The sequence below is a fragment of the Streptococcus sp. DFI.7.26 genome (genome assembly GCF_022240605.1).
GTDB classification, from domain to species: domain Bacteria; phylum Bacillota; class Bacilli; order Lactobacillales; family Streptococcaceae; genus Streptococcus; species Streptococcus xiaochunlingii.
The window spans coordinates 1-248 of sequence record NZ_JAKOGN010000074.1 but is presented as its reverse complement, the minus strand read 5'-3'; the positions used below and the strand labels follow the sequence as shown (position 1 = coordinate 248).

Here is a 248-nt window from a genome sequence, read left to right as displayed (position 1 = left end):
AAGTGTCCGAAATATCTATCAAAAACTAAAAGCAGCCTTTTCCTTCTTTACATTTACGGCTGGGAATCCTGCAACCTGGATAGTTGGAGGATTAGTCTTTCTTCTCTTACTTATGATGAGCTTCTTTTTAGGATTTTCATCTGCTAGTTTGATTCAACAAGATGAATTTGAATTAACAAAAGCTTATACCCATCTAACTTGGGAAGATGCAGAACATACTCGCACAAATGACAAAGGAATTACTTATT

The 248-nt window shown here is 35.1% G+C and carries 1 protein-coding gene; it reads left to right on the top strand.

What is annotated here, in order from left to right; translation table 11 throughout:
* A partial coding sequence (locus tag L0M85_RS10100; RefSeq protein ID WP_238656955.1) for a hypothetical protein occupies window positions 1–248 on the top strand: 248 nt, incomplete at both ends.